Source organism: Methanoregula sp. (genome assembly GCF_028712425.1).
In the GTDB taxonomy this organism is placed as follows: Archaea; Halobacteriota; Methanomicrobia; order Methanomicrobiales; family Methanospirillaceae; genus Methanoregula.
In genome coordinates this window covers 24,533-38,547 of sequence record NZ_JAQTQD010000009.1, presented here as the reverse complement: position 1 = coordinate 38,547, position 14,015 = coordinate 24,533, and the positions used below count along the sequence as shown (strand labels likewise).

Here is a 14,015-nt window from a genome sequence, read left to right as displayed (position 1 = left end):
GGGGCATGACCCGCTACCTTATCGACATCCGCCTGATGGGGCCGGTGAAACAGCAGATCAGCGATCTCTCCAACCGCCTCAGGGATCAGTTCCGGCTTGAAAACTACCTGATCGCACCCCACATCACCCTTGCGGGTCCATTTTCAACGGACAACGAAGATCGGCTGGTGGCGGATTTCACCCGGACCTGCTCGGGAGTACGGAAGGTTCCGAACTACGAGCTTGGGGGGTATGGTGTTTTTGGCGATACGCGGGTAGTCTATGTCACAGTCACCCCTGACGAAACCCTGAAGCAGTTCCGCTACGCCATGTCGCAGGCCCTTGCACCGTACTGTTCGCTGCGGGATTACGATCTCGTCCCTGCCGAAGATTTCCAGTTCCATGCAACGCTGGCCATGAAGCTCGACTGGCTCACGTTCCGGAGAGTAGAATGGTATGTCAGCCGGCAAGAGGACGTGATCTTCCGGCACCACCCGATCCGTGCAACCCTGCTCCGGAATTCACGGATCGTCTGCGAGTATGATTTCCTCCAGGAACGGATGCTGACCCGGGCCCAGGCGCTGAGCAGGGCGACGAAGAAGCGTGATCTCGATATCCTGAAGGCATGGTCTGGTGGGAACAGGGAAAAAAGGTTCGGGAAATGAGAGATGGTTACATGCCGGCCCGGATAAATGCCCCGCTCCGCCCGGGCGCCTCGTAGCGCGTGAACCAGACACCTGTGGCATTTGCACCGGTTCCGGCGCTGAACTTCACGAGGACCCCCGAGATCTCTTCGCGGAACGCGTCGCCGTCATATGGTTCAAGGGCGAACGGCGTCGTGCTGTGGCCCGGCGGGTACACCTGGAGAATACCTGACTCTTCCACGACCCTCGCCGTACCGTAATAGTCCTTCGTGTAGGACCCGGTGTAATACTTCAGGTCGCGGTGTGGCTGCGGGTTCACCGGTTTCTGCTGCGTTTCGTGTGCCATGCTGTCGAAAAATGCCTGCAGTTCCTGTTGTGCCACGGCATACCAGTCCTTCCCTATCCTGCCGTTGTAATACAGGTTGTTCCAGGCATTGCTGAGACTCCCTGCAACGACATTGCCTTCCGGGAATTTGTTGGTTAAGACAACAAGCGCCATCTTCTCTTCGGGCCAGACCGTGATGATCGTGGCTGTGCCCTGGGAGAACATACCGTCCTTCTCAATACGACTGCGGCCGCCGTCCAGGAAGGTGTTCCAGCCCATGCCGGAGCCGGTCATCGCGGCCCCGGAATAACTCTTGATGTACTGGGGCGAGTGTGACTCCCTAAGGGTGCTGGCATTGACAACCTGTTTCCCGTCAAGGGAACCACCATTTGCCTGCAGGCGGGCGTACCGTACCATGTCATTGATCGTGGAACTCACTCCGCCGGCCGGAGAGTTGATGTCATCGTCCACGGGTGGCCCGGCAACCGGAGTCCCCTCTTGCATCGGGTACAGCTCCACGCGGTCTGGTGATGCGATAAAGTCTCTGAACCGGGCGCTCGTGTTGTACATACCAGCCGGAGTGAAGATCCGCTCGGCAACGAGATCCTCATAGGTTTTTTTGGCTTTCATCGCCGCAGTCACTCCCGTGATCGTAATCCCGATATTGGAATAGGCGTACGATGAGCGGAACGCGCCGGTAAGTCCGAGGTACGGGAGCCGGTCCATGATCTCCTGCCGGGAGTACTTCAGGTCATTCTGGAGATCGTCGGCACCGTACTCCGGCAGGCCCGAGCGGTGCGACATAAGATCCCGGAACGTGACGTGCTCTGTGACGTACGGGTCGGAGAGCCGGAACGCGGGATTCACCGACACGATCGTATCGTCCCACGAGAGTTCGCCGTTCCCGACCATCTCCGCGATCATGGTCCCGGTCACGGATTTGGAGATGGAGGCAAGCTGGAACCGGGTGTCCGGGCCAACCGGTTCTTTCGTTGTTGCATTCTTCACGCCAAAAGTTCGGAGATAGACGACCTTGTCGTCTTTGACAATGGCAACCGCCATTCCCACGACACCGCTCTGGTTGAACGTCTTCTCTGCATAGGCATCGAACTGCGGGATGAGCTGGCTTGCGTCCGCCGCTTGGCCCGCTCCTGCGGGCGTGATGGCCGGTGCCGTTACCTGCTGCGGGGCAGACCCCTGCTGTGTGCACCCTGCGGCAAGCACTGCCGCCAGTACGAGGAAAACAGGAAGGAACCGCAACGTCGCTGACATTCTGGATTCCCCCTTAGATTTTCTCTCCGCACGAACAACAGTGTGTTTAGCCTGCGGGTTCATGGAAAACTCACAATGACATCGTTCTCCATGATTCGTTCCTGCTGGGGGATTGGTGTGGCAAAGGACATGCCGACAATAGCATCTTCGTCGAATGTACCGGTGATGGCGAATGAACGGTACACGATGGGGTAACCCTCGCCACCCAGGGGTGACGAGCTGCCCGTGATGACCTGGAAGTGGAGGTGCGGGGCATCGGAGTTGCCGGTGTTGCCCATCAGGCCGATCACCTGTCCTGTCGTAACAGTATCGCCCGTCTTTACCCGGACGGACCCGTTGACCATGTGGCCGTAACATGCGTACTTGTTGTTTCCGAGGTCAATGACAACCCCGTTCCCCAGCGCAGTGTCAAAGGAGGGAGCCGGTTTCTGCGTGGTGATCTCGATGTCCGGGATGCCGTCCCGGGCATAGGAAACGGTCCCGTTACTGACGGCAAAAAGTTCTTTTTCGAAGCCGTAAAAGTTCCGGGCGATGGTCATGTCGTCATGGTATGCCTTCCCGGTAACCGGGTCGAGATAGAGGAAGTCCTGTGCGTACCGCTGGGGGACGCGGGTGACGCCGGACATGGTGATCTGGCTTGTAACGTGGTGGACCATAGGGGAGGTCGTCTCCAGGACTGCCCAGCCGGGGCCCCGGACCGGGGAGTCGACAACAACCGGTTTGAGGTTCTTTTGCACCATGACGTCCCCTCCGGTAAGGGTGAGTGCTGTGAGATTGTCGGCGGTCCTGTTCAGCGTGACCCGGTGCGTGAGCCGTTCCGGCACTGCGTCGGGGCTGATTACGAACCAGACGGAGATCCGGGGTTTGGTAATCCTGGCGGTACCATTCTGCATCTCGGCTGCTGTCGGCGGCGGGACGGAGGCGCGATGGGATAATTTGGCAAGTACCGAAGCGTTCGGCGAGTACAGGACCTTGCCGGTGGCTGCGTCGATGACCTCGACCTTCTCCGGCACAAAGGACATGTTCTCCATACCGGAAAACTCGAGTTCGTAGGCAATGTTGACACCGTTCATGCTCTCGACCGGGATGGGCCCGAACGGGACGGTGATCGTGACAGAAGGAGTTGTCGCGGTCGGAGCCGCCGTGGCAGGCGGTTGTCTTGAGGATGCCTGCTGGGACTGGGCGCACCCTGCAGCGAGGAGGAGTGCGATGACGATTACAATGAAGAGAAATGTGCTCTTGCCGGGCATGATAAATCACCTGATCATTAAATTAAATAATGATAAAATAATCGGTTTATCCCTGAAAAAAGACATAATTCTCGACAGAAATAGAATTTTCTCATCGGAAATGGCAAAAAATCATTTCATATAATTTATGATAGATTGCAGAAGAGATACAGTCTGATGTCATGTCTCCAGAACTGCACGACCGGTACCTGACCGGCTTGTCCATGGGCCTCCTGCTTGTCCTGCTTATTGCAGCAGCGGGATGCTCCGGTACCGCAAACCCTGCAACAACCAGCCAATCCGGGTTCGAAAAAGACCTTTCCGCGATCACCTCGGCGCTCCAGTATTCCCACGCGAGCTGGGGGCTCATTGTTGTCGACCCATCAACCGGCCAGACACTGTACGCAAAGAATGCCGACAGGATGTTTATCCCGGCATCGACAACAAAGCTCTTCTCGTCAGCCGCCGTGCTTGAAGCCCTTGGCCCGGACTACCGGTTCAAGACCCCGGTCTATGCTGTGGGGAAGGCTGACACGAACGGGAACCTTGACGGGAATCTCGTCCTCGTAGCAAGTGGCGACCCGACCATGGGCGGGAGAACGCTTCCCGATGGGACTATCGAGTTCACAGACAGCGATCACAGCGAATCGGGCGCGCTCCTGACAAAGACCGACCCCGTATCAGGTCTCAACGACCTTGCCCGGCAGGTGAAGGCTGCCGGCATCACGAAGGTATCCGATGTGGTCATCGATGACCGCCTGTTTGAGAATTACCAGGGTGATGTCATGGCTCTCCTCTCCCCGATCGTCATCAACGAGAACATCGTTGACCTCAGCATTACGCCGGGTGCGCCCGGGACCGCACCGACCGTAGTCATGCGCCCGCAGACATCGTTGTACAAATTTGACAACCAGGCAACCACCGGGCCGGCCGGGTCAAAAACTCTGCTCGATACCGGGGAAGTGCCCCTAGGCACCATCACGCTCGTCGGGACGATCGCCGCTGATGCTGGTACGGTCAACAAGTCGGCCGCCATCCTGGACCCTGCCGCATTCTCCCGCTCGCTCTTCATCGAGGCCTTACAACGGCAGGGCATCACAGTAACCGCGCCGGTGACCGGTGACAACCCGGCAGTAAAACTCCCGGCAGAAGGAAGTTACACAGGTGCAAAGAAAGTGGCAGAACTCACCTCCCCGCCCCTTTCCGAGGATGTGAAGCTGACACTCAAGGTTTCACAGAACATGCATGCCAACTACTACGTCATGCTGCTGGCCCTTGCCGACAACAAGACCGCTTATTATGACGGGATGCTGAAAGAAGGCAGGGTCCTCCGGTCCTTGGGCCTCGATACGACTGCCCTGTCGCTTGGCGACGGCGCCGGAGGAGATCGCGTGGACTTTGTCTCACCGTCTGCTGTGGCACAGCTGCTGACTCTGGTGAGCAAGCGGCCGTATGCCGACCAGTATATCAGGGCCCAGCCGATCCTCGGTGTCGATGGCTCGACTGTCCAGCACTGTGCACCCGGCAATCCGGCCTGCGGACGCGTATACGCGAAGACAGGTACCTACAGCTACCCGGACCCCCTGAATGAAGGCCGGAACATCCTGATATCAAAAGGTCTTGCCGGTTATGTTGATACTAAAAGCGGGAAGCGGCTTGTCTTTGCTGAGTACGTCAACAACGTACCGATCTCGGATACAGTCAACGGAACATCGGTAGGGATCGATCTCGGGAGCATTGCCGGGCTGATCTACCGGTATTACTAATCATCATCTCTTTTTTGGTAAATGAAAAAGTCCTGCCCGGCCTCCGGGAGGTCACGGCAGGTTGCCGTCCCCGGAGCACTCCCGCTGGCGCTCCTCGCTCATGGCGATGAGGATCTCGAATATCTTCTGGACGGCAACGGGATCGATCCGGTTCTCGACGGCCTGCTCAAAGACAGTTTGTAAGACTTCGGCGGTTCGTTTCCCGTCATGGATGGCGATCCCTTCACGTATCTTGATGGCCGCAACGCTTTTGGCCAGCTCCTGCCGTTTCGCGATGAGTGCGATGATATCCCGGTCCACCTTCGCGATCTCGTTACGGACATGATCGAGGGACATACCATGTACTCTTCTTCTCTTTTGCATAAACGTAATGCTTACGAAGCGGGACGCCAAAGAACGTACGGGACTAAAACTACGAATCCCGGTGTCACCATGCTCGAACGTATCAGCCGGCGCGAAGAAGCGGATCTCTTTATTGCCTGGATAGCCATTGCAGTATCGTTTACCATCATCAACATCACCCCGTATGGCCTCATGGGCTCCTTTAATGCCATCAGCCCGGTCACGGCCCTGATATATTTCGGGATCTCTCTTCTGACAGTCGGGATCGGTTTCATTCTCCACGAGATGGCGCACAAGTTCGTGGCGATCCGGTTCGGTTACTGGACGGAGTTTGTCAAGGACAACACCATGCTCCTTGTTGCGGTTATCATGGCGGCGCTGGCCGGCTTTGTCTTTGCGGCACCGGGTGCAACGGTCATCTATTCGCGGGACGGGCGCCCCCTGACGAAACGGGAGAACGGGATCATCTCGGCAGCCGGGCCGGTTGTGAACCTCCTCCTCTGCGTCGTCTTTGCAGCCCTCTTCTTCCTTGCCGGAGGGAAAGCCGGGCTGTTAAGCGGCAGCCTCCTTGCCATGATCGGCATTGCCGGCGTGCAGATCAATGCGATGATCGCCGCGTTCAACCTCCTGCCGATCAGCATTCTCGACGGGAGAAAAGTGTTTGCGTGGAGTATTCCCATCTTCTTCGTGCTCATTATCGCAGCATTCGGTACGCTCGTTGCTGCGTACTACCATCTCTGGATGCTGATCTGAGCACTCCTCTCTCTTTGTTTATATCTTTTAACAAGGCAACGACGTTCTGCCCCTTGTCGAATGCCTCTTTCAGGGCCGACGGGTGGTTTTTGATCCCCTTGTGTTCGTCCATGTTGTTGGCCACGATATTGTCATAGTAGTCGAACCCCGCATCGTGGAAGAGGGCCGTGAGGGAAGGGTATGCCCCGTCAAAGACATGGTCCCAGTTCTGCCCCGCCGTGGAGATGAAGATCCCCTTGTGCCGGGCCAGGTGCTCCGGGGAGAACTCCAGCGTTTTCGTCACGAACCGCCGCGCCCAGAGGTACTGCCCCCGGTCGATGAACCCCTTGAGCTGGGCCGTTATCCCCATGCTGTAGATCGGCGATGCCACCGCCACGATATCGGTGGCCATCATCTTCTCGAAGAGCGGGACGGCATCGTCTTTCACGATGCAGTTGCCGTCCTTGTGGCAGGCATTGCACCCCCGGCAGGCCGAGTAATCGAGGTCCTTTAAGACAACCTTCTCCACTGCAGCACCCGCGGCTTTTGCCCCGTCCAGGAAACTGTCGAGCAGCGTCTCGGTGTTTCCGTGCCGGCGCGGGCTCCCCGATATCCCGAGAACAGTGACGGTCATGGTATCCTTATGCAGCGAGCCGTGTTTTGATCTCGGCGAGCATGGCTTTCCCGAGCTTCTCGGCATCGCCTTTTGCTGTCGGGTGTTTCTCGATTGCGCCCTTCTCGTCCACGTTATTGATCATGAGGTAGCTGATGTCTGCGTCTTTTATGTCGATGACATGGTAGAAGCACTTGACGGAAGGGATGGCGGCATCGAAGACATGGGGCCAGTCCTGGCCGGCAGTTGAGAGGAACACCCCGAGGCGCTTTCCTCTCCGTTCAGGTGGGACAACCGGGAGTTTGAGCACGAATTTCCGGGACCGGAAGACCTGCATCCGGTCGATGAGTGCCTTGGGCAGGGAAGCGATCCCCATGCAGAAGATCGGCGAAGAGAGGAGAATAATATCCGCGTCGACGATTTTATCGTGATAGGTGTCCATCCCGTCGCGCTGGACGCACTTGTTCAGCTTCTCGCAGGCATTGCACCCCCGGCAGATGTTGATGTTCGCCTCGGTGAGCGGGACTTTCTCTACTGCTACCTCCGGGTCCATTGCCATCGGGGCAAGCACCCAGTCGAGCAGCGTCTCTGAGTTCCCGTGCCGGCGCGGGCTCCCGGCAAAGGCAAGGACCTTGATTGTCATTACTGTGTTCTAGGTCATCCGTGTTCAAAAACAATTGGATGCTGTCGGGAGGCATCCGTGTGTGCTCAGTCCTTCCGGGCCTGCCCGCAATGCGCATTCCGGAACCGGATAAGCTCGTCGGTGAACTCACCCAGGTACTCGCCCATCGAGAGGCTGCCCTCCTCAAAGACACAGTCCCCCTCCTCAATGATCTTGTCGATCATGTCCCGGGTGGGAAGGAGCAGGTCGATCTTCACGCCGGACTTTTCCGATCCGCGGATGAGCGCCTCGCGGAAGAGCCCGATACAGTACGCGATCCGGTACGTGTACGTGTCCCGTGTCTTTTCCAGGTATGCTGCCACCCGGTCGGTCTCGATACGGAGGAAGTCGTCCAGGACCTTTTTGTCTTTGCATTTCCCGAGCATGTACTTGTAGTGGGCGTATGGGTACATCTCCTCGAGCTCAGCAGGGACGATCCCGCAGGTGCCGAAGATGACGATATGGTACTGGGGCTCTGAAAAGACCTGCGAGATGACCATCCGGATCTACTGGTGGCTCGGGCTTGCACTGTACGGTTTTCTGACAGCACAGGGCATGAAGATGGCGATATCTTTTGGTGCAACCGCGTACTCGTCGATGATGTAGCGGTATGACTGTTCGAACTCCTTGAGATAGAAGGGCGGATCGGTCAGGATCGGTTTTTTGCCGGCGTCATCTGTTCCCGGGATCTTCTCTGCCATGGTCTTCCGTACCGGATTGTCCCGGGAAGAGATGAACCCCGCGATTCCGGAAGAGGGGGGAATCTGCCGGATAAAAAACCGAAAAAAGGTTGTTACTTCTTCATAACTTCATCAAGCTGGGCCTTGCCGTACACGTAGGCGGGCATGCCCGAGAGGAGGAACGTGACGCGGAGTGCCTCCTCGATCTCTCTCTTGGTGACGCCAAGGTTTGCGGCGCCGGCCAGCTGGGCGCGGACCGCGTGCTGGTCCCGGAGGGCCGCAGCGATCGCGATGGCAATCAGCTTCTTGGTCTTCTTCGAGATCGCCCCGTCGTCCCAGATGTGCTCCTCAAACCGCATCACCATCTTGAACATCTCGGGCTCGTTCGTGGTCAGTTCCTTGAAGAACTTCGGCACCTTGCCAATCTTCGTCTCAAGCTTCTTCAGTCCCCTTCCCGCAGCTGCCTTCACCGCCGGCTTTTTTACCGGGACTTTCTTTGCCACCGGCTTCTTTGCGGGGGTTTTTCTGACAATTTTTTTCTTCACTACCATTGTTTACTCCTCCAAAACCATGGGTTCGCCGCAGCAGATCAGTTCTCCACCGCCTGCCTCTTTCACCACAACAACGTTACCACAGATCTCGCACTTGAAGACCTGTCCTTCCTTTGAAACATTCACCATGCTGTCTCCATGATCCTGCCTGGTCCTGGTACGCATCTTCATGCCGGCGATTCCCGGCAGGGCACCAGCGTTCACACGGTCGGTGCGAAAAGAAAATATGGGATTAAATGTTGCTCTTTCCCCGCTTGGGCGGGTTCTTGACATCATCCGCGGACTTGATGTCCGGGCGGATGTGCGTCATCGGGAAGCACTGGTACTCTTCGCAGGCACAGGCCGGACACTTCCGGAGGTCCTGCTCGCTCTTGTCGAGCGTCAGCTCTTTTCCGCAGTCGATGCAGACATATTTGCCAGGCCCTACTTTCTGGCCGGCATTGTAGGTTTTCTGTTCGGTCAAAAGGACCACCAAACTTCACTCAGGCGGAATGATATATATGGGTTGTGTTGATGCCAGTCACGGGCGTAGGTTTCCGACGGGGCTGAAAGGGAGTTTTTGCAAAACTATATGTCCTCTTTTCCTCCAGTTGTAGTATGGCCGGCCGGATCATCGGGTTCCTCGGGAGCCCGCTCACTGAAGGAAATACTGCCCGTTTGCTCGACCGGGCGCTCCAGGGGGCAGAAGACGCAGGCTGCACAGTCGAGAAGGTCAGCCTTGCAACCCTCTGTTTCGAGGACTGCCAGGAGATGTTCTTCTGCAAAGACCATGAGACCTGCACCATGGACGACGACATGCAGGAGCTCTACCCGAAGATCCGGGATGCGGACGGCATCATCATCGCAATGCCGATCATGTGCATGGGCATCCCCGGCAAGCTCAAGTCCTTCATGGACCGGTGCCAGGTCTTCTACATGGCCAAGTATCTCCGGAAAGAACCGCTCGTTCCCGCTGAGAAACGGGCGACAAGGCGGGCGCTCTTCATCTGCATCTCCGGCATGAAGATCCCGGAGACGTTTGTCGGCGCCCGGCTCACGACAAAGGCGTTCTTTGATATCATTGACTGCCGCTACGCAGACGAGCTTCTCATTAACGACATGGACACCCTCGTCGATGTCACCCGGCACCCGGAACTGCTGGATGCCGCATACAATAAAGGCCAGGCCTTTGGAAAAGCGTTCAATCCCTGAATTGATTATCCTCTTATTTCAGGGAACATTCCGCATTACACAAGCCCGCGTTCCCGCATGCTCAGGTGCCCCGTTTTCGTGACAATGAGGTGGTCGATGAGCTGGATGCCCACAAGAGCTCCCGCCTCCTTCAGCTGGGCAGTGATGGCGATGTCCTGCGAGCTTGGCTCAAGGGAACCCGAGGGATGGTTGTGGACGCAGATGATCGAGGCTGCCCGGTCCAGGATCGCGTCAGAAAAGACCTCCCGCGGGTGGACGAGGCTGTGGTTTAAGAGGCCGATGGTGATGACGCGGTTTCCCAAAACCTCCCCCGCCCCGTTGAGCGTGATGCAGCAGAAGTGCTCCTGCCGCTTGTCCCGCAGGTGGGCGACGAGAGGGAGGATGTCTTCAGGTCGCGTCACCCGGGCAGTATCATGGTCCTTTGAATAGTACCGCCTCCCGATCTCAAAGCAGGCCAGGATCTGTGAGGCTTTTGTCGGCCCGATCCCATCGATTGCACAGATCTCATCGTACCGGATCGGCTCCCGATCTTTCAGCAGGCCGCAGATGTCCCGGGCGATCTCCCTGACATCCCGCTGCCGTGTCCCCCTCCCGAGGATAGCCTCCACGAGTTCAGCGTCCGTGAGGGCTACTGCACCCTTCCGGGCAATCTTTTCCCGGGGGCGATCAAGCGCCGGGATATCTTTCATCTTTCTTATGCCATCACCCTCATGGACGCCCGGATCATGATATGACCATAGGATTGTATTTTATACATTTTAAATTATTTCACCAGGAATAATCTCTTTCGTGGCACCCTGCCGCATAAAGAATCTTTATGTGAACCGGTTTCTATATCCTCCCCTATGGCAACCATCGATAATGCAAAGGAGGCGTATGCCGGCGAATCGCAGGCGAACCGCAAGTACAAGGCATTCTCCGAGAAAGCCGCTGAGGAGGGATTCAAGGGTGTCGCCACGCTCTTTTTAGCAGCCTCCGAAGCCGAGGCCATCCATGCAAAGAAGCTGTTAAAAGTCATGTCCGCTGTCGGCACAACGGCAGCCAACCTCGAAGGTTCAATCGGGGGAGAGACACACGAGTACGAGTCCATGTACCCCGGATTCGTCAAGGAAGCCGAGGCCGAGAAGAAGACCGATGCGGTCCTGGCGTTCACGCACGCGATGAAAGCCGAGCAGGTCCATGCAGCACTCTACAAGAAGGCTCTTCTTGCCATCAAAGCCGGCCATGACATCGGGCGGGAGAAGGTGTTCCTCTGCCCGGTCTGCGGCAACATCGAGCTTGGTAAAGTCCCCGACAAGTGCCCGATCTGTGGGGTTTTCGGTAAGCAGTTTAAGGAAATTACCCTGTAAGGGATTACTCTTCTTTTTCTCCGGTTTCTTCCGGCATATTACAGGGTCCCTCTTTTTCAGCGGCTGCCTTTCGTGCAACCTTTCTCCGGTGCAGCCAGACAACGACAACCAGCACGGCAATCAGGGTTGCCCACGACGCAGAATAAATCACGATCCCGGTGTTTGCAAGGATGTTTTTCGGGATGACCTGGACGGGAAGGGGAGGTGCAGCACGGGATTCGAACGTCACCTCGACACTGGCCGGGAAGCGGTACTTGCCGTCAAAGTACCGGATCGTGACCACGGCGTTCCCGGAGGGAATCACCCCGTCTGTCGGTGCATTGTTGGTGCTCGGAAAGGCAACCGACCGGTCAATGCGCTGGTCCCCGTCAGCGATCTCAACATACCAGGCATCCGGGTACAACGAGGAATAGAGATCGCGTGCCTTGACGACCAGGACCGAACCCGGCGGCACGGACACGGACCAGGTCCCGTTCTCCGCGATATCGGAGAAGAGGAGGGTCCTCGTAGCAGATTGCCCTTCAGTAAGCACGAGCGACCCGGAACTGGAGAGGCAGGACGGGAGGGCGAACGTTTCGTTCTCTAAAGCACGCGGGATCTTTCCCGGCTCGGCGGAACAGCGGAACCGGTCTTCCATAACCTCGGAATACGTCAGTGCCGCATCGTAGATCCGGACATCGTCGAGCCCGCCTCTCAGGAAACGCGGGCAGGCGGTGTCCGGTGCCTGTCCCTCCCCGGCATCCGTCCCGAGGAGAATGGAGTTCTGGTACTCGTAGTGGATGGGACCGGATGCATTGGCCCGGTTACGGAGGGAGCCGTCCAGGTAGATCTTCGCGGATGTGCCGTCATAAGTGCCCGTCACGTGATGCCACTGGCGGAGTGCAATTCCCTCATGAAGGACCGGAACGGAGACGGGTCCCGAGCGACCGGTATTGACAGTCCACCACAGGTCGTTTCCGTCACCGAATCCCAGCCAGTACCCGCCGTCCTGGTAACTGGAGACAAGTGTCTGCGGATTGTGCGAGTCAACGTAAAACCATGTCGAGACCGTGATGTTCTGTTGGGGGTGGTTCCGCTCCGTGTACGGGATGCTGACATACTCTCCCGTGCCATTGAAGAGGAGCGCTCCCCAGCACATCCCGGACCGGGTCCGGTCGGCCCCCATGATAATGCCGGGGTTGTAATGGCCCGAGGCATCGAGAGCCATCATCCCTCCCTCCTCGTTGAAGTTGAGGTATAGTGCCGGGTCTGGCGCAGGGGAGGGATCTGCCCCTGTCACGTGGATGGAGAGAACGAGAAGCGTTACAAGAAAGAAAAGGGCGTATCTCCTCATCCCCGGAACGGAACAGGCGGAGTCCATGGATGTATCCAAAGGTGTATTGGGACTTGTGCAAAAAGAAGGTTGCGATAAGGACGGCCGCGATCCCGCGCCCTGCCGCCGTCAATATGTTTATATTATTCCGAAACCCTTTCCGGCATAATGACCCGCGTAACGGTCTACTCGACCCAGAACTGCCCCTACTGCCGGATGGCCAAGGCGTTCCTCGACAAGTACGGCGTACCGTACGAGAGCATTGATGTTGGTGCCGATCCCGTCCAGGCACAAAAAATGATCGAGATCTCCGGCCAGCGGGGGGTCCCGGTCATTACCGTGGATGACGAAGTGATCGTCGGGTTCGATGCCGAGCGCCTGACAGAACTCTTCGGGAAGGAAGAGGCCCCCGACAGGTATGACGTCCTGATCGTCGGGGCCGGCCCGGCAGGCCTTACGGCAGGAGTCTATTGTGCGAGAAAGATGCTCAGCACCCTGATCATCAGCGAAAACATCGGCGGGCAGGCGCTGGAGTCGTGGGCTATCGAGAATTACATGGGCTACCGGATGATCACGGGCGAGGACCTGATGAAGAAGTTCGAGGAGCAGGTGAAAACGCTCGACATCCGGCTGGAACTGGACCGCGTCACCTCGGTTACGCGGGAGCAGCAGGACTTTGCTATTAAGACCGCTGCGGGAAAGACCCACCGGGCCCGGGCACTCATCCTCACGCAGGGCAACCACCACAGGAACCTCGGGGTGCCGGGTGAGGAGAAGTTCCTGGGACGCGGTCTCTCGGTCTGTGCCACCTGCGACGGCCCGCTCTACAAGGGAAAGAAGGTCGCGGTTGTCGGCGGTGGCAATGCAGGAGTCCAGACCGCTATCGAGATGAGCAGGATAGCATTGTCCGTGAGCCTGATTGCCCGGGGCGCTGTCCGGGCCGATTCGGTCTATTCGGAAAAACTGGGTGGGATACAAAACATCACCGTGCACACGGATACTCAGGTCACGGCGTTCCATGGCGACACCTTCCTGTCAGGCATCACCATCTGCGATGCCAATGGTGCTGAGCAGCAGATCGCGATTGACGGCCTCTTTGTCGATACCGGCTGGGTCCCGAACACGGAAATGGTCGAAGGTCTCCTTGACCTGAACGAGAGAAAAGAGATCATCGTGGACATCAACGGCCGGACGAGCATCCCCGGCATCTTCGCGGCCGGCGATGTGACCAACGCGAAGAGCAAACAGATCATCATTGCAGCAGGAGAAGGCGCGAAAGCAGCGCTTGAAGCCTTCGGGTACCTGGCAGGGCAGTAACGGGGGCAGTCGCCTCAAAGCCGCTGACTTTTTTCGTTTCGGTGCAGAAGTC

The 14,015-nt window shown here is 57.5% G+C and carries 18 protein-coding genes; 6 read left to right on the top strand and 12 right to left on the bottom strand.

The window, feature by feature from the left end; translation table 11 throughout:
- Positions 1-5 precede the first annotated feature (5 nt).
- Complete coding sequence (locus PHF39_RS06530; RefSeq protein WP_300221876.1) at positions 6-644, top strand: 2'-5' RNA ligase family protein; 639 nt, start codon at positions 6-8, stop codon at positions 642-644.
- Between the two features lie 7 nt (positions 645-651).
- On the opposite strand, the gene PHF39_RS06525 is transcribed toward PHF39_RS06530, so the two are convergent.
- Positions 652-2,220: a serine hydrolase gene (locus PHF39_RS06525; protein ID WP_300221873.1), complete on the bottom strand. Its 1,569-nt coding sequence runs from the start codon at positions 2,218-2,220 to the stop codon at positions 652-654.
- A gap of 59 nt (positions 2,221-2,279) precedes the next feature.
- Entirely contained in the window at positions 2,280-3,470 is a 1,191-nt protein-coding gene (locus PHF39_RS06520; RefSeq protein WP_300221870.1) for a M23 family metallopeptidase, read from the bottom strand.
- Between the two features lie 161 nt (positions 3,471-3,631).
- Between PHF39_RS06520 and dacB the strand changes: the two genes are divergently transcribed.
- The gene (gene dacB, locus PHF39_RS06515; RefSeq protein WP_300221868.1) at positions 3,632-5,215 is read left to right on the top strand and encodes a D-alanyl-D-alanine carboxypeptidase/D-alanyl-D-alanine-endopeptidase; all 1,584 of its coding nucleotides are present in this window, start codon (positions 3,632-3,634) and stop codon (positions 5,213-5,215) included.
- Positions 5,216-5,266: 51 nt separating this feature from the next.
- Here dacB and PHF39_RS06510 read toward each other — a convergent pair whose 3' ends face one another.
- Positions 5,267-5,551 (bottom strand): chorismate mutase, encoded by a 285-nt coding sequence (locus tag PHF39_RS06510; RefSeq protein ID WP_300221865.1) that lies wholly within the window; start codon positions 5,549-5,551, stop codon positions 5,267-5,269.
- 96 nt (positions 5,552-5,647) lie between these two features.
- On the opposite strand from PHF39_RS06510, the gene PHF39_RS06505 reads away from it, so the two are divergent.
- Positions 5,648-6,310 (top strand): peptidase M50, encoded by a 663-nt coding sequence (locus PHF39_RS06505; RefSeq protein ID WP_300221862.1) that lies wholly within the window; start codon positions 5,648-5,650, stop codon positions 6,308-6,310.
- Here PHF39_RS06505 and PHF39_RS06500 read toward each other — a convergent pair.
- The 7 genes from PHF39_RS06500 to PHF39_RS06475 form a co-directional block, all read right to left on the bottom strand.
- Positions 6,252-6,923, bottom strand: a complete 672-nt coding sequence (locus PHF39_RS06500) for a flavodoxin family protein (RefSeq protein ID WP_300221859.1) — start codon at positions 6,921-6,923, stop codon at positions 6,252-6,254. The genes PHF39_RS06505 and PHF39_RS06500 overlap by 59 nt on opposite strands.
- Positions 6,924-6,930: 7 nt before the next feature.
- A complete protein-coding gene (locus PHF39_RS06495) occupies positions 6,931-7,545 on the bottom strand; it encodes a flavodoxin family protein (protein WP_300221856.1) in 615 nt (204 codons plus the stop codon).
- Positions 7,546-7,610: 65 nt separating this feature from the next.
- Complete coding sequence (locus PHF39_RS06490; protein WP_366144192.1) at positions 7,611-8,063, bottom strand: hypothetical protein; 453 nt, start codon at positions 8,061-8,063, stop codon at positions 7,611-7,613.
- Positions 8,064-8,069: 6 nt separating this feature from the next.
- Complete coding sequence (locus PHF39_RS13945) at positions 8,070-8,264, bottom strand: DUF5591 domain-containing protein (protein ID WP_366144191.1); 195 nt, start codon at positions 8,262-8,264, stop codon at positions 8,070-8,072.
- A gap of 92 nt (positions 8,265-8,356) precedes the next feature.
- Positions 8,357-8,794 (bottom strand): carboxymuconolactone decarboxylase family protein, encoded by a 438-nt coding sequence (locus PHF39_RS06485; protein ID WP_366144190.1) that lies wholly within the window; start codon positions 8,792-8,794, stop codon positions 8,357-8,359.
- Between the two features lie 3 nt (positions 8,795-8,797).
- A complete protein-coding gene (locus PHF39_RS06480) occupies positions 8,798-8,923 on the bottom strand; it encodes a desulfoferrodoxin FeS4 iron-binding domain-containing protein (protein WP_015284119.1) in 126 nt (41 codons plus the stop codon).
- Between the two features lie 103 nt (positions 8,924-9,026).
- Entirely contained in the window at positions 9,027-9,266 is a 240-nt protein-coding gene (locus PHF39_RS06475; protein WP_015284118.1) for a DUF1451 domain-containing protein, read from the bottom strand.
- A gap of 125 nt (positions 9,267-9,391) precedes the next feature.
- Between PHF39_RS06475 and PHF39_RS06470 the strand changes: the two genes are divergently transcribed.
- Complete coding sequence (locus PHF39_RS06470) at positions 9,392-9,985, top strand: flavodoxin family protein (RefSeq protein WP_300221851.1); 594 nt, start codon at positions 9,392-9,394, stop codon at positions 9,983-9,985.
- A gap of 35 nt (positions 9,986-10,020) precedes the next feature.
- Here the strand turns inward: PHF39_RS06470 and radC are convergent, their stop codons facing one another.
- The gene (gene radC, locus PHF39_RS06465) at positions 10,021-10,674 is read right to left on the bottom strand and encodes a DNA repair protein RadC (protein WP_300221848.1); all 654 of its coding nucleotides are present in this window, start codon (positions 10,672-10,674) and stop codon (positions 10,021-10,023) included.
- Between the two features lie 156 nt (positions 10,675-10,830).
- Between radC and PHF39_RS06460 the strand changes: the two genes are divergently transcribed.
- On the top strand, positions 10,831-11,334 hold the full coding sequence (locus tag PHF39_RS06460; RefSeq protein ID WP_300221845.1) for a ferritin family protein: 504 nt from the start codon (positions 10,831-10,833) through the stop codon (positions 11,332-11,334).
- Positions 11,335-11,338: 4 nt separating this feature from the next.
- On the opposite strand, the gene PHF39_RS06455 is transcribed toward PHF39_RS06460, so the two are convergent.
- Entirely contained in the window at positions 11,339-12,694 is a 1,356-nt protein-coding gene (locus tag PHF39_RS06455) for a LamG domain-containing protein (protein WP_300221842.1), read from the bottom strand.
- A gap of 120 nt (positions 12,695-12,814) precedes the next feature.
- On the opposite strand from PHF39_RS06455, the gene PHF39_RS06450 reads away from it, so the two are divergent.
- Entirely contained in the window at positions 12,815-13,963 is a 1,149-nt protein-coding gene (locus PHF39_RS06450; protein ID WP_300221837.1) for an FAD-dependent oxidoreductase, read from the top strand.
- The last annotated feature ends 52 nt before the right edge of the window (positions 13,964-14,015 follow it).